We start from the raw sequence: 18,710 nt of genomic DNA, 5'->3' as shown, positions 1-18,710 counted from the left end.
CCCAATGACCTGGCGCGCCACCGTTCTCACGCTTTTCCCGGACATGTTTCCCGGACCGCTCGGCGTCAGCCTGGCGGGCAAGGCGCTGGCCTCCGGCCTGTGGTCGCTGGAGGCCCGCGACATCCGGGACTCCGCCACCGACAAGCACCGCAGCGTCGATGACACCCCGGCCGGCGGCGGCCCGGGCATGGTGCTGCGCGCCGACGTGCTGGCTGCGGCCATCGATGCCGCCGATAGCAGCGAAAGCCGCCCGCGCCTCTTGATGAGCCCGCGGGGTCGGCCATTGACCCAGTCGCGGGTGGTGGAACTCGCCGCCGGGCCGGGGCCCCTGATCGTCTGCGGCCGGTTCGAGGGCATCGACCAGCGGGTCATCGACGCGCGGAACCTCGAAGAGGTCTCGATCGGCGACTACGTGCTGTCAGGCGGCGAAATCGCCGCGATGGCGCTGATTGACGCCTGCGTCCGGCTTTTGCCGGGCGTGATGGGCAAATTGGCCTCCGGCACGGAGGAGAGCTTTTCCGAAGGACTACTGGAATACCCCCAATACACCCGGCCGCAGGAGTTCGAGGGCCGCACCATCCCGGAAACCCTCACTTCCGGCGACCATGCCAGGGTCGCGACCTGGCGCCGGGCCGAGTCCGAGGCTCTGACCCGGGCGCGGCGGCCGGATCTATGGGCCACAAAGTCCCGCCAGACCGGGACAAAAAGCACGACAGACGGGTGACAAGCGCGCGCCTTTGCCTTATACGGGCGCCAAATCCGCGCATGGATAGATGGACGTTCGCGCAGCCCGCGCTGGACTGGCTGGGCGCGCCGCCGATGGAGATTTCAGATGAACCTCATTCAAGAGCTCGAAAAAGAGCAGTTCGACAAGCTGGCCGCCACCAAGACGATTCCGGAATTTGGCCCCGGCGATACCGTGATCGTCAACGTCAAGGTGGTCGAAGGCGAGCGCACCCGCGTGCAGGCCTATGAAGGCGTCTGCATCGGCCGTTCCGGCGGCGGGCTCAACGAGAGCTTCACCGTTCGCAAGATCTCCTACGGCGAAGGCGTCGAGCGCGTATTCCCCGTGATGTCGCCGATGATCGACTCGATCAAGGTGGTGCGCCGCGGCAAGGTGCGTCGAGCCAAGCTGTATTACCTGCGTCAGCTGCGCGGCAAGTCGGCCCGCATCGTCGAAAAGACCGAGCGCGCTGCCGCCGTCGGCGAGTAAATCTGTCGCACTGGAATTTCGGAAAAGCGCGGGCTCACCCCGCGCTTTTTTGTTGCCCTTCGTCATTGCGAAGAGCGGAAGCGACGAACGAATGCCGTCATTCCGGGATGGTGCGCTAGCACCAGACCCGGAATCTCGAGATTCCGGGTTCGATGCTACGCATCGCCCCGGAATGACGATGCACTCTCGCTCCGCTCGCAATGACGGGTGGCGGCAAACGCATATCGCGCTTAGATATGGCGTGTGGTATGAGGCTAGAATGGTTCCAGATCAGACCAGCAATGCCGGCCGGCGCGTCGCTCCCATCGTGATCGACGATCGCTCGCGGCTGCCTGGCCGCTTCTTCGGACGCTTCGCGACCTCGGCGACCTCAGAGCTTAGCAGCGCAGCCTGAGGCTGCGCTGAATCTCGTTCTGCTCGCGCGTTGCCGCGCCTGACCATCCACACAGAATTTCTTTTGGAGCTTGCGCTCATGTCCAAACCCACCACGCTGTACGACAAGATCTGGAACGACCATCTGGTGCACGAAGCCGATGACGGCACCTGCCTGCTCTATATCGATCGCCACCTGGTGCACGAGGTGACCTCGCCGCAGGCGTTCGAAGGCCTGCGCTCCACCGGCCGCAAGGTCCGCGCGCCGGAGAAGACGTTGGCCGTGGTCGATCACAACATCCCGACCACCGACCGCTCCAAGCCCAATCCCGATCCGGAGAGCATCGAGCAGATGCGGGTGATGCAGGAGAACGCCAAGGAATTCGGCATCGAGTACTTCAACGAATTCGACAAGCGTCAGGGCATCGTCCACGTCATCGGCCCGGAGCAGGGCTTCACGCTGCCCGGCACCACCATCGTCTGCGGTGACAGTCACACCTCGACGCATGGCGCGTTCGGCGCACTGGCGCACGGCATCGGCACCTCGGAAGTCGAGCACGTGCTGGCGACGCAGACGCTGATCCAGAAGAAGGCCAAGAACATGCGTGTGTCGGTCGACGGCAAATTGCCCGACGGCGTCACCGGCAAGGACATCATCCTGGCGATCATCGGCGAGATCGGCACCGCCGGCGGCACCGGCTATGTGCTGGAATATGCCGGCGATGCGATCCGCGCACTGTCGATGGAAGGCCGCATGACCGTCTGCAACATGTCGATCGAAGGCGGCGCCCGCGCCGGCCTGATCGCGCCGGACGAAAAAGCGTTCGAGTTCCTCAAAGGCCGTCCGAAGTCGCCGAAGGGCGAGACTTGGGACGCGGCGATGCGTTACTGGGACACGCTGCGCTCCGACCAGGGCGCGCATTTCGATCACGAGCTCAAGCTGGATGCGGCCAAGCTGCCGCCGATCGTGACCTGGGGCACCTCACCCGAGGACGTGGTGTCGATTTCCGGCCTGGTGCCGGATCCCGACAAGATCGCCGACGAAGCCAAGCGGCTGTCAAAGCATCGCGCGCTGAAATATATGGGCCTGACCGCGGGGACGAAAATCACCGACATCAAGCTCGACCGCGTCTTCATCGGCTCCTGCACCAACGGTCGCATCGAGGATCTGCGCGCAGCCGCCAAGGTCGCCGAGGGCAAGACCGTCAGCAGTCATGTCAACGCGATGATCGTGCCGGGTTCGGGCATCGTGAAGGAGCAGGCGGAAGCCGAAGGCCTCGACAAGATCTTCATTGCGGCCGGCTTCGAATGGCGCGAGCCGGGTTGCTCGATGTGCCTCGCCATGAACCCCGACAAGCTGGCGCCGGAAGAGCGCTGCGCCTCGACCTCGAACCGCAACTTCGAGGGCCGTCAGGGTTTCAAGGGCCGCACCCACCTGGTGTCGCCGGCGATGGCTGCCGCCGCGGCGATTGCCGGGCATTTCGTCGATATCCGGGACTGGCATTAAAAGCGTTTTCGAGCGAAGCGTGCCCTCGGACTCGATCCGTGGGTGGGCACCGGTTCGCATGGCAATCAAGCTTGCGCAGATTGCGTAGACTTATCTGCGCTAGAAAACGCGCCAGAACAAAAGGCGCGGTTTGTCTCGACAACGAGGCGTTCTGGAAACGCCTCGTTAACAGCCAGGGCGCAGACTGATCCCTTGCGGAAGCACTTTCGCGAGGGAACCAGCCATGGCGGATAAGCCTGAATTCGTCGATATGATCAGCGAGGCGACTAGGCAGTCGCGCCGCAGCAATCAGTCGCGCATGGTCGATCTCCCGTCGGCGGCGGTCAAGCAAACCTCACGCCTTAGCCATCGATCGGATCGCGTTGAACAGTGGCGGCTCGAAAACCTCACGCCATGGAAAATCAAGCCCTGGAAGTTCACGAACTGGGATTAGAGTTCATTCAGGACGACGACCGACGAAAATCAGGCGCCCGAACGGGCGCCTGTTTCATTTTGGGGAAGCCTCACCAGTAGCGGTAGTGGTGCCAGTGGTGACGCCAATAGTGGTGACGGTACCACGGGCGATACCGGCAGATCTTGCGCGGCCCGTAATAGGTCCAGACCACCCGGCAGTAGCGATACGGATATCCGTAGTAGGCGGGGTAATAGGACGATCCGTAGAAGCGCCGGAAGTGAACCCGGTGGACGAAGTGCGGCCGGTGAAAGAAGTGCGGCCGGAAGTAGGCATGGCGATAGCCGCCAAAGTGAACGGCGCGATAGCCACCGCCGTGGAACACCGGAGCGGCGCGGAAACCGCCGCCGTGAAAACCGCCGCCGTGAAAGCCACCACCGTGGAAACCTCCGCCGCCGTGGAAGCCACCACCTCCGCCGTGGAAACCGCCACCGCCATGGCCGCCGCCACCGACATGGCCGCCACCACCGCCATGACCGCCGCGAACCTGGATCATCGATCCGTCGGTCGCGACTTTCGCTGACGGCGCGGTGCCCGGACTGGCAAGCGAGAGCGCCTCGGCGCGCTGTTGTGGACTGGCTGCGAGAACAAAGATCGCCGCAGCCGCAAGGCCCAGACGGCGGACCAAGCCGCGTCCGGGATCGGATATCGTCATCGATAATCCTCCCTAACCGGCGACGAAGCGTTGCGCCCGGCTGGCCTCGCCGCGCTGATGTGCGGTCGCTCCCATCGTGACATTAGCGACGGGCACGTGAACGCGCCATGAATGCGCGGACCGTAGAGATGAAATGCTCTCCGCATTCAAACTCTTTCGTCGTCCCTGCGGAAGCAGTGACCCATAACCACAGGATTTGGTTGTTGAGGAAGGCGTCAACCGCACTGCCTCATCGATAGATCACGCGGTATGGATCCCGGCTCGCGCGGAGCCTGTCATCGGGCGCGCATTCGCGCGACCCGTTGGCTTGGCCGGGACGACAAGAGAGGATCCTTCATCACCAGAACGGACCAAATCCAAGACCGAACGGGAACGGGGCCGGCGCGTAATAGGGATACGGCCGATAGTAATAGGGCCGCGCGTAATAGTAGGGCCGATAATACGGACGATAGCCGTAATGATAGTGGCGCCGATGGTGCCGGCGCGCGCTGGGCTCGGTCGCGGCTGAAACAGCTGATGTCGGCGCCTTCATTTGCGGCGTCGCCGCGGCGGCCTGGTTGATCCCTGACGGGCCGGCAAACGCGAGCACGCCCGTGACAAGGGCGGCGCCGATCAAACGCTTCATGATGAGCTCCTGATTTGGATCGACCTTGCGGGATAACGTGAAGTGATCGAGCCGGTTTCGCAACCGCGACATCATGCGCCAGCCGAGATTGAAACGAAAAGACCGCTGAAGCGAAAATAGGCCCGCGATGAACGGGCCTATTTGAACGCCGTGAGATATTACCAGCGGCGCCAGTGACGATGGTGCCAGCGGTGACGATGCCAGCCGCGATGCCAGCCGCCATGATGGCGTCCCCACCTTACTTCGGTGGTATCCGCCCTGGTATCCTGCTGAACCGCCGCGGCGGCGCCGGGATTGCTGAGCGACAACGCTTGCGCGCGTTCGGTCGGAGCGGCGAGAACGAGCAATGCGCCAACGGCGGCAAGTCCCAGCACTTTCGTCACCTGCATCTATGGTCTCCTTGGGTTCATGTGAGTCGCATCGACGCGACGCAGTTCACATGCTGATGGTGATCACGTGAATGCGGTGTGAACGTTTGCGCCGCGAACATGAATGCGGAACGCAGAACGTTGTTCCGCTGATTTTACGCGCCGGCGCAAAACCGGCGTAGACTACCGTCGTATCTTCTGCAGTTTGTTCTTTCGGGAGATCGTCATGACATCGTCTCGCATAGGCGGATCGATATCGCGTGCTGCGATCGCAGCCGCGATGGTCGTTACGGAAGTGATCGTTATAGAAGTGTGGTGGGCCAGTGCCGCTCTCGCCTCACAGGGCCCCGGCGGCGGCATGGGAACCGCAAGTCACTTCACCCAGGTGGCGATGGCCATCCTCGTCTACGGCGCATCGGCGCTTGTCGTCGGCGCCGGACTGATCGGCGCCGTGCGCGGACGCTAGCTGATCGACGGAAGGATCGACGGGAGAACGCTTAGCCGCGGCGCCAGTAGCAGTTCATGCGCGGAGTAATCACGGTGCCACTCGGCCGCTGTTCCGTTACGTAGGTTGCGGTGCAATCCCGTACCGCGTTGGGACCGGGGTTGTAACGGGGATAGACGTCCGGCTCCCAATCGGGCCGATAGATCGGCACGCGCCGCAGCTTCCGGCTCTGCGAGGACGCGTCGGTAACTGCCGGCTTCCGCGCGCCCTGTGCGCCCGACATCGCCGTCTGCGCCTGCGCTGCCGTGCCCGCGAGCATAAGCCCGGTAAAAGCAGCCCCAAGCGCAACCGTCACAAAACGCGTCATCCCATCCACCCAAGCCTGATACCGGGCCGTACGGTCTCCGATTGGCGCGCCAAGGTCAACTCCCGCAAAAGCGTGCGCGCCCGCGGGGGAAAACCGGTTCCCACTTTTCCGGGATGATGCGCTAAACAGAGGCCATGTGGACCAACGCAAAAGCCCCCTCGCTTGCCGAAATGGAAGCCATGGCGCACCAGGTATTCGAGCGCCTGCCGGCGGGTTTTCGGACCCTGTGCGAGGGCGTGATCGTCCGCGTCGATGATTTTCCGACCGACGAAGTACTGGACGAGTTGCAGGCGCAATCCGAATTCGACCTGCTTGGCCTGTTCCAGGGCACCGGCCTGCCGCAGCAGAGCCAGGGCGACATCGCCCGCCTGCCCAACATGATCTGGCTCTACCGCCGGCCGATCCTCGATTACTGGGCCGAGCATGAGGAAACGCTGGGCCATATCGTCCGCCACGTCCTGATTCACGAAATTGGACACCATTTCGGGCTCTCGGACGCCGATATGGAGGCGATCGAGGCTCGCGCAGGCTAGGATTGCGGAAATTAGCCTTTTGCCAAGGCCCTATTCGGTATAAATCAGCCGCCCTATCCCTCATTTTAGACCGGGAAGCGATCGATGGAAAAGTTCACCACACTGGAAGGCGTCGCGGCGCCGCTGAAGATCATCAATGTCGACACCGACATGATCATTCCGAAGCAGTATCTGAAAACCATCAAGCGCACCGGCCTCGGCAAGGGGCTTTTCGCGGAACAGCGCTACAAGGATGACGGCAGCGAGAATCCCGACTTCATCCTCAACAAGCCGGCCTACCGGAATTCGAAGGTGCTGGTCGCCGGCGACAATTTCGGCTGCGGCTCGAGCCGCGAGCACGCGCCGTGGGCGCTGCTGGATTTCGGCATCCGCTGCGTGATCTCGACCTCGTTCGGCGACATCTTCTACAACAACTGCTTCAAGAACGGCATTCTGCCGATCCGCGTGACCCAGGAAGATCTCGACAAGCTGTTTGACGATGCCGAGCGTGGCGCCAACGCGACGCTGACCATCGATCTCGCCAATCAGGAAATCCGCGGTCCCGACGGCGGCAAGGCAAAGTTCGAGATCGATCCGTTCCGCAAGCACTGCCTGATGAACGGCCTCGACGACATCGGATTGACGATGGAGAAGAGGGCCTCGATCGACACCTACGAAGCCAAGGCCAAAAAAGAGCGCGCCTGGGCCTGACGTTTTCCGGAGAGCCCCGACCAAAAATCGGGGCTCTTTTTCTATGGGGCGACGCGGATGCGGCCTGACGTCGTCAGCTTCTGGCATGGCCCGCTCGACGGGCTAAGGCTGACCTGCCTGCGGTCGCAGGTTGCGGCCGGACACAAGGTCACCGTCTACAGTTTCGATCCGCTGGTCGGCCTGCCCGACGGCGTCGGCAATGCCGAGGCCGAAGCGATCCTGCCGCATTCCTTTGCCGAACGGCTTCGTCCGCCGGAACCCGACGGAAGCTGGCGCGACTGGACCATTCTGCAGTTCAGCGATTTCTTCCGCATGCGGCTGATGGCGGAAACGGCCGGGCTGTGGCTCGACGCCGACGTACTGTTGCTGAAGCCGGTCGAGGTCGATCCGGCAAAACCCTATTTCGCCTGGGAGCGTCCGCGCCAGCTCGGCAATTCGGTTCTATATCTGCCGCCGGACGATCCGATCGTCCGCGCGTTCGAAAGCCTGATGGAACAGGACGAATTGACGCCGGACTGGCTGGCGCTGCGCCATCGGCTGACTTTCGCATGGAGACAGTGGCGCGGACGTTCAAACCGTCTCGCCGACATCAGGGTCGCGATCTTCGGCCCGGCCGCGCTGACCGCCTTGGCGCGGCGGTCGAATGAATTGCAGCACGCGTTGCCGAAGCAATCCTTCTATGCGGTGCATGCCGAGCCGAAACTGTTTTTCGAGCGATCGGATTTTTCGGCGCTGCTCGCCGATCCCGACATTATCGGCTTGCACATCTCGCCCAAAGGCCGCGGCGGTGAAAAGCCGATCCCCGGCAGCCTGTATGCCTGGGCGGCGGAGAAGTTTGGAGCGCGTTGATTCACCCCCCTGGAGAGGGAGGGTAAGATCGCATCCACAATCGCGATGATGTGTTTCGCCATCGCCCGATGCCCGTTTGATCCAGCGCAACGACGCTCGACCCCGTTTGGGTTCATTTGGATCAAATCTTGCTGCGAACGGAGGCGTCCGATGACCGTCCAAGAGCATCCCTTTCCCCGGGTCGAACTGCTGATCAATGCGTTTGGCGACTGGCTGAAACACCGCGGCGAGTTGAAGGAAATGCGCGAGATGGACGCGGCCAATTTCGGGCGGATCGCCAGCGAATTGCGGATGTCTTCCGCCGATCTGGAAGCGCTGGTCCGTCAGGGGCCTCACGCCGCCGACGAACTGCCGAAAATGCTGAAGGCGCTCGGAATCGACAAGGAAGCGCTGGCGCGTACCGAGCCGCTGGTGCTGCGCGATATGGAGCGCGTCTGCACGCTGTGCAACCACAAGCACCAATGCGATCGCGAACTTGCCGCCGGTACTGCCGCCGCGCATTACGACGAATATTGCGGCAACGCCCCGACCATCGACGGTCTCGGCCCGCGGGCGAGCGCGTAAGCGCGCCTAACTTCCCATCGCTGCGATCGCATCCGCAATCGCAATCGTGCGCTTGGCCATCTCGGCATGCAGCCGCTCCACCATCCGGCCGTCGAGTTGGATCGCGCCGCGCGAGGCGTTTTCGGGCTTGGCAAACGCCGCGATGATCTTGCGGGCTTCCGCGACTTCTTCGGCCGGCGGCGTGAAGATGACGTTGCAGGCATCGATTTGGCTCGGATGGATCAGCGTCTTGCCGTCAAAGCCGAGATCGCGGCCCTGGGCGCATTCCGCGGCAAAGCCGTCGATATTGCCGATGTCGCTGTAGGGACCATCGAGAATTTCAAGCCCGTGCGCGCGCGTCGCCAGAATACAGTGCGTGATCATCGGGATCATCGCCGCGCGGCCCGGCTGCATCCGGATCCGCGTTTCCCGCGAAATGTCGTTCGGCCCGAACACGAAGCCGGCGAGCCTGATTTCGGAATCCTTGGCCGCGGCGGCGAGCTTGTCGGCATCCAGCACCGCGCGCGCGGTCTCGATCATGGCCCAGACCTTGATCGAGGCATCAGCGTTGATGTCGCTGAGACGGTCGGCGACGGCGTTGAGATCGTCGACGGTGGAGATTTTGGGAACCAGGATGCCGTCCGGTTTGGACTTGCCGGCCATGCCGACATCGTCAACCCACCAGGGCGAATCGAGGCTGTTGATGCGGATCAGCACCTCGCGCTTGCCAAACCCGCCGGCCGCCACCGCCTTGGCGATCTGGTCGCGGGCCACCGCCTTGGCGTCCGGCGCCACGGAGTCCTCGAGATCCAGAATGATGCCGTCGGCGGGCAGCATGCGCGCTTTTTCCAGCGCACGCGCGTTCGATCCCGGCATGAACAACAGGCTGCGGCGGGGACGGATCATGGGCTGGTTTCCTCGAGTTTCTTTCGGAAGCCCACGCCCTAACATTTCGGGCCGCGCCCCGAAAGCCTTGTTCCCGTCATCGGCTTGTGGTTAGGCAGGGGCCAATGAAGGCTGAAAACATGGCTCCATTCCCTGAACATCTGATCGAAGGCTACCGGACATTCACCTCGCAGCGACTGCCGACCGAGCAGACACGCTACCGGGAACTTTCCGAGCGCGGCCAGTCCCCCGCGGTGATGGTGATCGGCTGCTGCGATTCCCGGGTTTCGCCGGAAGTGATTTTCGACGCCGGTCCGGGCGAGCTGTTCGTGGTGCGCAACGTCGCCAATCTGGTGCCGGTATTCCAGCCCGACGGCGGCGCGCACGGCGTGTCGGCGGCGCTGGAATATGCGGTGCAGGTCTTGCGGGTGAAGCATGTCGTGGTGCTCGGCCACGCCCAATGCGGCGGCATCCGCGCCTTTATTGATGACATTGATCCGCTGACGCCGGGCGACTTCATCGGGCGATGGATGCAGATGTTCATCAAGCCCGGCGAAAAGGTCAGCCAGCGCGAGCACGAAAGCCGGCAGGATTTTACGACGCGGATCGAGAAGGCCGCGGTATTTCGCTCGCTCGAGAACCTGATGACGTTTCCGTTCGTGCGCAATAGCGTCGAGCGTGGCGACATGAGCCTGCACGGCGCCTATTTCGGCGTCGCCGAAGGCTCGCTGTTCGTGCTCGATGCGGAGGCCAAGGAATTTCGCGGCGTCAGCGAACTGGTGGGCGAATAGCGAATAGGCAATCCATTCGCCATTTGCCGATCCTGCTCGACCGGCTCAAGCGGCTTTCTTTTTCGCGCTGATCAGCTTGCGGTTGATCAGGCATTCCGCGATCTGGATCGCGTTCAGCGCGGCGCCCTTGCGCAGGTTGTCGGAGACGCACCACAGCGACAGGCCGTTCTCGACCGTATTGTCCTCGCGGATGCGGCTGATATAGGTCGCGTCCTCGCCGGCCGCCTCGTAGGGCGTGACGTAGCCGCCCGGCTCGTGCTTGTCGATGACGAGGCAACCCGGCGCGTTGCGCAGGATGTTGCGCGCTTCGTCGGCGGTGATCGGGTTGGCGAATTCGATGTTGACGGCTTCGGAATGGCCGACGAACACCGGCACGCGAACGCAGGTCGCGGTCAGCCTGATTTTGGGATCAAGAATCTTCTTGGTCTCCATCATCATCTTCCACTCTTCCTTGGTGTAGCCGTCCTCCATGAACACGTCGATCTCGGGGATGACGTTGAAGGCGATACGCTTCGGGAATTTCTTATTGATGAGTTCGCTGTTGGTGTAGACGGCCTTGGTCTGCGTGAACAGTTCGTCCATCGCATCCTTGCCGGCGCCCGACACCGATTGATAGGTCGCGACCACGACGCGGGTGATGGTGGCCTTGTCGTGCAGCGGCTTCAGCGCGACCACGAGTTGCGCGGTCGAGCAGTTCGGGTTGGCGATGATGTTCTTCTTGGTGAAGCCCGCGACTGCATCCGCGTTCACTTCCGGCACGATCAGCGGCACGTCCGGATCCATCCGCCAGGCCGACGAATTGTCGATCACCACGGCGCCGGCGGCGCCGATCTTCGGCGACCATTCCTTCGACACCGCACCACCGGCCGACATCAGGCAGATATCGACGTCCGAAAAATCATAGTGCTCGAGCGCTTTGACCTTCAGGGTGCGGTCGCCATAGGAAACCTCGACGCCGACGCTGCGGCGCGAGGCCAGCACCACGACCTCGTCGGCGGGGAATTTGCGCTCGTCCAGGATGTTGAGCATTTCCCGTCCGACATTGCCGGTCGCACCGACCACCGCGACTTTGTAACCCATCGTTCACTCTCCGAAGAAAAATGCTTGCCCGCCGCTCACAGCGGAAAGGGAAGAGGCAGCGCTTCTATGCGAGAAAAGCCCATAAGACAACGATTTACCGTGCGTTTGGGCGTTTGATGCATTCGTTTCCGGCCCCACGGGCCACTTCCAATTATACGACAAGAATCCATCCCGCGCTGACGAGCTTTGCGGACGAGGTCTGCGCTACGCTGGCACGGCTCTGCGCCTATGTAATGATGCTGGCCCTGATCGCCATCGGCGCCTTCGCGCTATGGGACCAGTTGCCGGACGCCGCCGCCGCGGAACCCCCGGCCAGGGACGCCTGGAGCGTAGCCTCGCGCGCGGTCCCGGCCTTTGCCGTCAGCCAATTTATTTTCCAAGACAAAACAGAGGTTTACGAGATCCTTCGGCATCCCGAGGGCGGCCGCAAGGACGTCTTCCATTGGAGCGGCACCGACAACAAGCCGGTCGCCGAGCTCGAGCTGTATCACCCGGGCGGCGAACTGCACCAGGCCGGACCCGCGATCGACGCGCTTGCGGCGCGGATGGACCCGGACGGGGCGCTGGCGCTCGAAGCCGCAGGGGTCATCGACAGCAAATTCGGCCCGGTGACGCTGCTTCGCCTGATTGGCGGGGCGGACGACGCCCGCGCCTGTCTCGGCTTCATGAAGCGCATCGACGACCCCAATTTCCGGATTTCCGGCTGGTCATGTCAAGGGGATAACAAAGCAGACACGCTCCCGGCCCGCCGCGCCGCAATCGGCTGCATACTGAACCGCCTGATGCTGTTGACGGCCGGAAACGAGCCCAAACTGGCGGAATTATTCACCCATGCCGAGCTGCGGCGAAGCGATTGCACGGCGACATCGGCACCGGCGCTGTCAGCGGATTGGCTGACCGGCGCCGACAACCCGCGGCTGCGCGGCGCGCTTTGATACCGGCCCCGGTTGGTCATTCCGGGATGGTCCGAAGGACCAGACCCGGAATCTCGAGATTCCGGGCTCGATGCTGCGCATCGCCCCGGAATGACGGTTGGGGCAATTGTGGCGACATCCGGCCAAGACACTGGTTTTCATGAAACTTTTTCACTTGGCGTGGCATTATTGTGAGCCGGTGTGGCGCAATTGACCTAGCGACGCCATGTCAGGGGCGGCTACAATGGACCCAACCAGATGTGACGATCCGCCAGCCACCCGCGCGGGGCTGACCAAGACGAGGACGCAATGACCCCGAAATTCACCGCTGCGAGCAAGCTCGCGATGCTGCTTGCTGCTACAGCCCTCGTCGCTGTCAGTGCGACCTCCGCGAGTGCCCAGTCCCGGCCGAAATACGACAAGGACGGCCGCATTACTTACGGCGGGCAGGGTCCGAACCGGGTCTACCAGCAGGGGCCGCGCACCCGTATTTACGTCACCACGCGTTCCTGGCTCGACGCCGGCACCGAAGTGCTGCCGGGCGACCGCAAATTCCAGGATTACGCGTTCCCGTCGCCGTATGGGTACCCATCGTTCGCGCGCGAAAACAACAACCGGCCGATCGACCGCCAGCCGCTCAATCCGCCATCGGATCTCGGTGGCGTCCCGACGCCGTTCCCGCTGTATTGATAGCGACAACTTTTCTTCAAAAAAAAGCCCGGTCTCGCGACCGGGCTTTTTGTTTTGTGAGCGTGTCTTGGCGGCGTCCGGTCGCCTACGCGTGCAGCTTCTGCAATTCCTTCAAGATCGCATCGCCCATCTGCGTGGTGCTGGCCGCCGTCGTGCCCTCGGACTTGATGTCGGCGGTGCGCAGCCCGCTCGCCAGCACGGCCGCAATCGCGGCTTCGATCTTGTCGGCCAGCGCGCCCATGTCGAACGAATAGCGCAGTGCCATCGCAAACGAGGAAATCATCGCGATCGGATTGGCGAGGCCTTTGCCGGCGATATCCGGCGCCGAGCCGTGCACTGGCTCGAACAGCGAGCGGCGCTTCTTGGTCTTGGCGTCGATCTCGCCGAGCGAGGCCGAGGGCAGCATGCCGAGCGACCCCGTCAGCATCGCCGCGATATCCGAGAGCATGTCGCCGAACAGGTTGTCGGTCACGATGACGTCGAACTGCTTCGGCGCCTTCACCAGGTTCATGCCGCCGGAATCGGCGAGCTGATGCTCGAGCGTGACATCCTTGTATTCGCGCATATGCACCTGCGTCACCACCTCGTTCCAGAGCACGCCTGACTTCATGACGTTACGCTTTTCCATCGAGGTCAGCTTGTTGCGGCGCTTGCGCGCCAGGTCGAACGCGACGCGGGCGATACGCTCGATCTCGTAAGTGTCGTAGACCTGGGTATCGATGGCGCGCTTCTGGCCGTTGCCGAGATCGGTGATGGTCTTCGGCTCGCCGAAATACACGCCGCCGGTGAGTTCGCGCACGATCATGATGTCGAGGCCTTCGACGATCTCGCGCTTCAGGCTGGAGGCTTCCGCCAGCGCCGGGTAGCACACCGCCGGACGCAGGTTGGCGAACAGGCCGAGATCCTTGCGCAGCCGCAACAGTCCGGCTTCGGGCCGCACCTCGTAGGGCACGCTGTCCCACTTCGGACCGCCCACGGCGCCGAAGATCACGGCGTCGGCGGCGACAGCCTTGGCCATGTCGCCTTCGCTGATGGAAACCTTGTGCGCGTCATAGGCCGACCCGCCGACCAGCCCCTGCTCGGTCTCGAAACGCGCAATGCCTTCGGCGTTGATCCAGTCGATCAGGCGTTTCACCTCCCCCATCACTTCGGGGCCGATGCCGTCGCCGGGGAGAAGCAGCAGTTTATGGGTCGCCATGAGAGGGTCCTTGTTTTTGGTCATTCCGGGACGGCGCAGCGCGCCGGACCCGGAATCCAGAGATTACGAAGCGACGAGATTCCGGGTTCGCGCATCCAAGCCGGCTGTTGCCGACTTGGATCATGATATTGCCGAACTCGGGTAAACCCGAGTTCGGGCGCGCGCCCCGGAATGACAGGCGGGCGGAGTGCTAAAACGCCCGAGGCGGATTGGCAAGGCGGCTTGGCCAAGCGACAATCCCAAAGCCAGCCCGGCCAAGCCCGCCCCAAGAACAACAAGACGGACCCCATGACCCCAGCGGTACTTTTCGCCTTCGCGTCCGCGATTTTTCTCGGCGCCGGGGTGGTCACGGCGCAACGGGGCCTGCGGACGGTCGAGCCGCTGTCGGGCGCCGCCATCAGCGTTCCCTGCTTTACCGTTCTGTTTCTGCTGCTGTCGCCGCTGATCCTGCGGAACGAGCCGGTGGTCTGGCGGGGATTTCCGATTTTTGCCGCGATCGGGCTGTTTTTCCCGGCGTCGCTGACGCTGCTGACCTTTGCCTCCAACCGCGCGCTGGGGCCGGTCGTCACCTCGACGCTGGGCAACCTCGCGCCGCTGTTTGCGGTGACGCTGGCGGTGCTGCTGCTGCATGAGCCGCTGCAGTCCCATCAACTGGTCGGCGCCGTGGTCGCGGTAACAGGCGCGGTTATCATCACGGTGACGCGGCCGCGCGATCTCGGCAGCTGGCGGAGCTGGGCGCTGTTGCTGCCGCTCACCAGTGCGCTGGTGCGCGGCGTGGTGCCGCCGATCGTCAAGCTTGGCCTCGAGATCTGGCCGAGTCCATTATGGGCCTGCCTGATCGGCTACATCATGTCGTCGCTGGTGGTGCTGACGGTGCAGCGGTTGCGCAAGGGAAGCTTCGTCGTGGAAGCACCCCAATCAGGCCGGCTCTGGTTCATGGTCACCGGCATCTGCAACGGGCTCAGCGCGCTCAGCCTGTTTGCCGCCGTCCGCAACGGGCCGATCACGCTGGTGGCGCCGTTGGCCGCGATCTATCCGCTCGTCACCGTCGGCTTGAGCGCGATCATGCTCAAGCATATCGCGATCACGCCGCGCATCGTGGCGGGAACGCTGCTCACCGTCGCGGGCGTGGCCCTGGTGCTGATCGGCTGACCTACTCGCTAGTCTTATTCGCCGGCTTTGGCCGCGCTGGAAACCGCCCATTGCACGCCGAATTTGTCGGTAAAATTCCCGTAGTGATCGCCCCAAAACTGCTTTTTGAACGCCACAGTGATCCGCCCGCCCGCCGACAACGCGTCGAACAGCGCCTCGGCCGTGCCGGCGTCGTCAGCCTCGATGAAGATCGCGCATCCCTTCATCGGCTCTGAATCGGCACCGTCGGATGCGCAGAGACTGAGCCACGGGCCTTCGAAGCGGGAAAACAGTACTTTCCGATTCCAGGCCGGGCCATCGCGTTCCGCCAGTGGGGTCCCTTCGATCCGCCTCAGCTCCACGATCTTGCCGAGGCCGCAGGCCTGGTAGAACTGCAGCGCGCTTTCGCAATCGCCCTGGAAATAGAGAAAAGGGATGGCGCGCATTTGGGACTCCAGGGGTTCAGGTTACAAGCGATACTATCGTTGCGGGAATGACAAGACACCCTTGCGAACCGGCCGGCTGTGCAACGCAGGTTTTGCCTGTCACAATGTGGCCCCTGCCGGAGCCTTCCGTGAAATCCCCTGACGCTCAACAGCTCTACCCGCATCCCGCGCGGCTGATTCTTATTCTGTCGCTGGCGCCGACCGTCGGTCTTGGCATCGGCCGCTTCGCCTATGCGCTGGTGCTGCCGGACATGCGGGATTCGCTGACCTGGTCGTATTCCGCGGCCGGCTTCATGAACACGATCAACGCCGCCGGCTATCTCGCCGGCGCCCTGCTCGCCTCGCGCATGATCCGGCGCTTCGGCCTCGCCGCTTCGGTGCGATGGGGGACGCTGGCCTGCGTGCTGTCGCTGGCGCTCTGTGCGCTGTCGGGCAATTTCGTCGTACTGAGTTTTGCCCGCCTGCTCGCCGGCGTCGGCGCCGCGGCCGGATTCGTCGGCGGCGGCGCGCTGGCGGCAACGATCGCGCAGTCGCGACCCGAGCGGGCGAATTTCCTGCTCAGCCTGTTCTATGCCGGCCCGGGCATCGGCATCCTGGCCTCGGGCCTGGCGGCGCCGTTCGTGCTGCAGGCGTTTGGGCCGGGCTCGTGGTGGATCGTGTGGTGGGCGATGACGCTGCTCGCGATCGCGATGACCCTCCCGCTGCTGCTGGCGCCGCTGCACGCGAACGCCATCGGCACAGCTACCGCCACCGCCAAATTCGTAATCGCGCCGGTCGTGATTTATCTCGCCGCCTACTTCCTGTTCGGCGCCGGTTACATCGCCTACATGACCTTCATGATCGCCTATGTGCGCGATGCCGGCGGCGGCGCCGCGGCCCAGAGCGCGTTCTGGAGCCTGATCGGCTTGAGCGCCTTCGTAACGCCGTGGGTGTGGCGGCGCGTGCTCGCGCTCGATCGCGGCGGCCTCGCCACCACGATCATCCTCGGCGTCAACGCGATTGGTGCGGCAATGCCGATCTTCGGCCACTCGGTGTGGCTGCTGGCGTTGTCGGCGCTGGTATTCGGCGTCGCGTTCTTCGCGGTGGTCGGCTCCACCACCGCCTTTGTCCGCCTCAACTATCCGCCCGCGGCCTGGCCGACCGCCATCGCGGCGATGACGATCTCCTTCGGCATCGGCCAGACATTGGGCCCGCTGGTGGTCGGCGCCATCACCGACGCGATGGGAAGCCTGTCGATCGCGCTGAACGTCTCGGCCGCGATGCTGGCGCTCGGGGCGGTGTTGGCGGCGTTTCAGAAGAAGCTGCCGGCGAGTCCCTGACGTCTTCTAGTCATTCCGGGGCGATGCAAAGCATCGAACCCGGAATCTCGAGATTCCGGGTCTGGTCCTTCGGACCATCCCGGAATGACGGCGAAAACGCCCTCAACTCCCGCTGAACGAATTGTACCCCTGGTCTTCCCAGTAGCCGCCCTTGTAGTCGTTGGTGACTTCCATCGACATCACGTATTTCGGATTCTTGAAGCCGAGCTTGGTCGGCACCCGAATCTTCATCGGGAAACCGTAGGCGCGGGGCAAAATCTCGTCGGCGAACTTGAACGTCATCTGGCTCTGCGGATGCAGCGCGGTCGCCATGTCGAGCGGCGAATTGTAGCCGTCCTTGTCGGCGCACTGGAACCAGACATATTTGGCGCGGGTATCGGCGCCGATGATCTTCAGGAAATCCCGCAGCGGCGTGCCGGTCCAGCTTCCGATCGCGCTCCAGCCCTCGACGCAGATGTGGCGGGTGATCTGCTTGACCTGCGGCAGCTTGGTAAGCTCTTCCAGCGTCCACGGTCTGTTGTTGTCGACGAGGCCGCGCACTTCGAGCTTCCAGGTCTTGCCGTCGATTTCGGGGGCGTCGTCGATGTCGTAATAGGCGTTGAACGGGAACGGTTTTGTCACATCGCTTTCCGAAAACGTCGGCGCCAGCGCGTTGGGATTGAACATCCACGCCTGCACGCCGTCATTGAACTTCGAAACCTGCTTCAGCATCGATTCCGCCGAAAAGCTGTCCGACACGTCGCAGCCGGTCAAGAGCGTCAGCGCGCCGAGGCTGGCGCCGCCGGCGATGAAACGCCGGCGCGTCAGGTCCGGCATCGACTTCACCGCGTCCCGGATCAGAAGCTTCTTGTCGACCCCGGGGATCAGAAGTTTGCGCATGCGGCCCATGATATTACTCCTTATCAACGGCCAATGATCATGGCGCGCAGGCTCTTCGGCACCAGCACCGCGAGCGCGACATGAACCACCAGGAAGGCGACGATAACGGCCATGCAGATGAAGTGAACGTAACGGGCGATGTCATAGCCGCCGAACAATGCCGTCAGCCATTGCAACTGGACCGGCTTCCAGATCGAGAGGCCGGACAGCACGATAACGATGCCGACGACGATGATGCCGGCATACAGCAGCTTCTGGACGGAGTTGTATTTGCTGAGATCGTCATGCGAGAGCTTGAAGGTCAGCGCCGCCCTGGTATCGGCAATGACCCCGGCGGGGGTGATCGGCAGCAGCTTCTTGCGGAAGCGGCCGGTGGCAATACCGAGCGCCAGATAGATCAGGCCGTTGATCATCAACAGCCACATCGCGGCGAAGTGCCATAGCAGCGCGCCGCCGAGCCAGCCGCCCAGCGTGATCGACGGCGGAAACGTAAAGCCGAACAACGGCGAAGCGTTGTAGATCTGCCAGCCCGACATGATCATCAGCACCATCGCGACCGCGTTGGTCCAGTGCAGCACCCGCACCCAGGCCGGCTGAATGATCTTCGTCGTGGCTGACGTCGTGTGCTCGTCGCTGACAGTGAGGGCAGACATAGAGGTTTCCCGTTGCGGTTCGTACCGGTTTATACGCCGGGAACCGGGTTCCCGTTACTGCCATGACGCAATCAAATCGATCCATGACGGCTGTTGCGGTCACAAA

The 18,710-nt window shown here is 63.1% G+C and carries 25 protein-coding genes; 15 read left to right on the top strand and 10 right to left on the bottom strand.

Annotated elements, in window-relative coordinates:
• Positions 1–4: 4 nt before the first annotated feature.
• From trmD to FFI89_RS02020, 5 genes are all read left to right on the top strand, one after another.
• Complete coding sequence (trmD, locus tag FFI89_RS02035) at positions 5–724, top strand: tRNA (guanosine(37)-N1)-methyltransferase TrmD (RefSeq protein WP_138836025.1); 720 nt, start codon at positions 5–7, stop codon at positions 722–724.
• Between the two features lie 108 nt (positions 725–832).
• Positions 833–1,213: a 50S ribosomal protein L19 gene (rplS, locus tag FFI89_RS02030; RefSeq protein ID WP_074821565.1), complete on the top strand. Its 381-nt coding sequence runs from the start codon at positions 833–835 to the stop codon at positions 1,211–1,213.
• A gap of 259 nt (positions 1,214–1,472) precedes the next feature.
• Entirely contained in the window at positions 1,473–1,607 is a 135-nt protein-coding gene (locus FFI89_RS35145) for a hypothetical protein (protein WP_256379168.1), read from the top strand.
• A 78-nt stretch (positions 1,608–1,685) separates the two neighbouring features.
• Complete coding sequence (gene leuC / locus FFI89_RS02025; protein WP_138832423.1) at positions 1,686–3,092, top strand: 3-isopropylmalate dehydratase large subunit; 1,407 nt, start codon at positions 1,686–1,688, stop codon at positions 3,090–3,092.
• 223 nt (positions 3,093–3,315) lie between these two features.
• Positions 3,316–3,525, top strand: a complete 210-nt coding sequence (locus FFI89_RS02020) for a hypothetical protein (RefSeq protein WP_138832421.1) — start codon at positions 3,316–3,318, stop codon at positions 3,523–3,525.
• 70 nt (positions 3,526–3,595) lie between these two features.
• Here FFI89_RS02020 and FFI89_RS34670 read toward each other — a convergent pair whose 3' ends face one another.
• From FFI89_RS34670 to FFI89_RS02010, 3 genes are all read right to left on the bottom strand, one after another.
• Positions 3,596–4,198: a hypothetical protein gene (locus FFI89_RS34670; protein WP_210249064.1), complete on the bottom strand. Its 603-nt coding sequence runs from the start codon at positions 4,196–4,198 to the stop codon at positions 3,596–3,598.
• Between the two features lie 337 nt (positions 4,199–4,535).
• Positions 4,536–4,823, bottom strand: a complete 288-nt coding sequence (locus FFI89_RS02015) for a hypothetical protein (protein WP_138832419.1) — start codon at positions 4,821–4,823, stop codon at positions 4,536–4,538.
• 158 nt (positions 4,824–4,981) lie between these two features.
• Positions 4,982–5,212 carry a hypothetical protein gene (locus tag FFI89_RS02010; RefSeq protein WP_138832417.1) on the bottom strand — a complete coding sequence of 77 codons (231 nt, stop codon included), beginning with the start codon at positions 5,210–5,212 and terminating at the stop codon, positions 4,982–4,984.
• Between the two features lie 205 nt (positions 5,213–5,417).
• Between FFI89_RS02010 and FFI89_RS02005 the strand changes: the two genes are divergently transcribed.
• Positions 5,418–5,657, top strand: coding sequence for a hypothetical protein (locus FFI89_RS02005; protein ID WP_246669353.1), 240 nt, complete (start codon positions 5,418–5,420; stop codon positions 5,655–5,657).
• Between the two features lie 31 nt (positions 5,658–5,688).
• On the opposite strand, the gene FFI89_RS02000 is transcribed toward FFI89_RS02005, so the two are convergent.
• The gene (locus tag FFI89_RS02000; RefSeq protein ID WP_138832415.1) at positions 5,689–6,003 is read right to left on the bottom strand and encodes a hypothetical protein; all 315 of its coding nucleotides are present in this window, start codon (positions 6,001–6,003) and stop codon (positions 5,689–5,691) included.
• A 134-nt stretch (positions 6,004–6,137) separates the two neighbouring features.
• Here FFI89_RS02000 and FFI89_RS01995 point away from each other — a divergent pair, with 134 nt between their 5' ends.
• The 4 genes from FFI89_RS01995 (at position 6,138) to FFI89_RS01980 (ending at position 8,639) form a co-directional block, all read left to right on the top strand.
• The gene (locus FFI89_RS01995; RefSeq protein ID WP_138832413.1) at positions 6,138–6,536 is read left to right on the top strand and encodes a metallopeptidase family protein; all 399 of its coding nucleotides are present in this window, start codon (positions 6,138–6,140) and stop codon (positions 6,534–6,536) included.
• Between the two features lie 84 nt (positions 6,537–6,620).
• Positions 6,621–7,226, top strand: coding sequence for a 3-isopropylmalate dehydratase small subunit (leuD, locus tag FFI89_RS01990; RefSeq protein ID WP_138832411.1), 606 nt, complete (start codon positions 6,621–6,623; stop codon positions 7,224–7,226).
• Between the two features lie 57 nt (positions 7,227–7,283).
• Positions 7,284–8,075 (top strand): hypothetical protein, encoded by a 792-nt coding sequence (locus tag FFI89_RS01985; RefSeq protein WP_138832409.1) that lies wholly within the window; start codon positions 7,284–7,286, stop codon positions 8,073–8,075.
• Positions 8,076–8,225: 150 nt separating this feature from the next.
• Positions 8,226–8,639: a DUF6455 family protein gene (locus tag FFI89_RS01980; RefSeq protein WP_138832407.1), complete on the top strand. Its 414-nt coding sequence runs from the start codon at positions 8,226–8,228 to the stop codon at positions 8,637–8,639.
• A gap of 6 nt (positions 8,640–8,645) precedes the next feature.
• Here FFI89_RS01980 and FFI89_RS01975 read toward each other — a convergent pair whose 3' ends face one another.
• Positions 8,646–9,524, bottom strand: coding sequence for a CoA ester lyase (locus tag FFI89_RS01975; protein WP_138832405.1), 879 nt, complete (start codon positions 9,522–9,524; stop codon positions 8,646–8,648).
• Between the two features lie 119 nt (positions 9,525–9,643).
• Between FFI89_RS01975 and FFI89_RS01970 the strand changes: the two genes are divergently transcribed.
• Positions 9,644–10,294, top strand: coding sequence for a carbonic anhydrase (locus FFI89_RS01970; protein WP_138832403.1), 651 nt, complete (start codon positions 9,644–9,646; stop codon positions 10,292–10,294).
• Between the two features lie 45 nt (positions 10,295–10,339).
• On the opposite strand, the gene FFI89_RS01965 is transcribed toward FFI89_RS01970, so the two are convergent.
• Positions 10,340–11,374, bottom strand: a complete 1,035-nt coding sequence (locus FFI89_RS01965; protein WP_138832401.1) for an aspartate-semialdehyde dehydrogenase — start codon at positions 11,372–11,374, stop codon at positions 10,340–10,342.
• Positions 11,375–11,490: 116 nt separating this feature from the next.
• Here FFI89_RS01965 and FFI89_RS01960 point away from each other — a divergent pair, with 116 nt between their 5' ends.
• Positions 11,491–12,309, top strand: coding sequence for a hypothetical protein (locus FFI89_RS01960; RefSeq protein WP_138836021.1), 819 nt, complete (start codon positions 11,491–11,493; stop codon positions 12,307–12,309).
• Positions 12,310–12,597: 288 nt separating this feature from the next.
• On the top strand, positions 12,598–12,978 hold the full coding sequence (locus FFI89_RS01955; protein WP_138832399.1) for a hypothetical protein: 381 nt from the start codon (positions 12,598–12,600) through the stop codon (positions 12,976–12,978).
• An 85-nt stretch (positions 12,979–13,063) separates the two neighbouring features.
• On the opposite strand, the gene leuB is transcribed toward FFI89_RS01955, so the two are convergent.
• Positions 13,064–14,176: a 3-isopropylmalate dehydrogenase gene (gene leuB / locus FFI89_RS01950; RefSeq protein WP_138832397.1), complete on the bottom strand. Its 1,113-nt coding sequence runs from the start codon at positions 14,174–14,176 to the stop codon at positions 13,064–13,066.
• A gap of 288 nt (positions 14,177–14,464) precedes the next feature.
• Here leuB and FFI89_RS01945 point away from each other — a divergent pair, with 288 nt between their 5' ends.
• Positions 14,465–15,328, top strand: a complete 864-nt coding sequence (locus tag FFI89_RS01945) for an EamA family transporter (protein WP_168212748.1) — start codon at positions 14,465–14,467, stop codon at positions 15,326–15,328.
• A 14-nt stretch (positions 15,329–15,342) separates the two neighbouring features.
• Here FFI89_RS01945 and FFI89_RS01940 read toward each other — a convergent pair whose 3' ends face one another.
• A complete protein-coding gene (locus tag FFI89_RS01940) occupies positions 15,343–15,753 on the bottom strand; it encodes a VOC family protein (protein ID WP_138832393.1) in 411 nt (136 codons plus the stop codon).
• Between the two features lie 128 nt (positions 15,754–15,881).
• Between FFI89_RS01940 and FFI89_RS01935 the strand changes: the two genes are divergently transcribed.
• Positions 15,882–17,072: a YbfB/YjiJ family MFS transporter gene (locus FFI89_RS01935; protein ID WP_246669352.1), complete on the top strand. Its 1,191-nt coding sequence runs from the start codon at positions 15,882–15,884 to the stop codon at positions 17,070–17,072.
• Positions 17,073–17,174: 102 nt separating this feature from the next.
• On the opposite strand, the gene FFI89_RS01930 is transcribed toward FFI89_RS01935, so the two are convergent.
• Together FFI89_RS01930 and FFI89_RS01925 are read right to left on the bottom strand one after the other, a co-directional pair.
• Positions 17,175–17,960: a molybdopterin-dependent oxidoreductase gene (locus FFI89_RS01930; protein ID WP_138832389.1), complete on the bottom strand. Its 786-nt coding sequence runs from the start codon at positions 17,958–17,960 to the stop codon at positions 17,175–17,177.
• Between the two features lie 14 nt (positions 17,961–17,974).
• Complete coding sequence (locus FFI89_RS01925) at positions 17,975–18,604, bottom strand: cytochrome b/b6 domain-containing protein (protein WP_138832387.1); 630 nt, start codon at positions 18,602–18,604, stop codon at positions 17,975–17,977.
• Positions 18,605–18,710: the final 106 nt, after the last annotated feature.

It is taken from the genome of Bradyrhizobium sp. KBS0727 (genome assembly GCF_005937885.2).
GTDB lineage: Bacteria > Pseudomonadota > Alphaproteobacteria > Rhizobiales > Xanthobacteraceae > Bradyrhizobium.
This window is presented reverse-complemented; position numbering and strand designations above follow the sequence as displayed.